Source organism: Gemmata algarum, from assembly GCF_034097035.1.
Classification (GTDB): Bacteria; Planctomycetota; Planctomycetia; order Gemmatales; family Gemmataceae; genus Gemmata; species Gemmata algarum.
The window spans coordinates 1-342 of record NZ_JAXBLV010000153.1 but is presented as its reverse complement, the minus strand read 5'-3'; the positions used below and the strand labels follow the sequence as shown (position 1 = coordinate 342).

The 342-nt window shown below is 65.2% G+C and carries 1 protein-coding gene; it reads right to left on the bottom strand.

Annotated elements, in window-relative coordinates; all coding sequences use genetic code 11:
- A partial coding sequence (locus R5W23_RS12265; RefSeq protein WP_320686567.1) for a DDE-type integrase/transposase/recombinase occupies positions 1-342 on the bottom strand: 342 nt, incomplete at both ends.

Sequence of the window (342 nt, the reverse complement as noted above, 5' to 3'; positions counted from 1 at the left end):
TAGTCCTCGTCGTGAACCAGTTCCTTCTTGAGCGATGCGAAGAAGCTGTCCGTGGGCGCATTATCCCAGCACTGACCGACGCCGCTCATGCTGCACGTAATCCGCTCCTCGCGCAACCGACGCGGGTCGTGCTCGCTCGCGTATTGGCTCCCGCGATCCGAGTGCGCCACCAGACCCGAACACGAAGCCCCCCTGAGACGAGCGGCCAACGCCATCTCCAGCGCGTCCACCACCAACCGACTGGTCATCGTCGGATCCATCGACCCGCCCACGATTCGGCGGCGGAACAGGTCCTCCACCACCGCCAGGTACAGCCACCCCTCGCGGGTCGGGATGTACGTG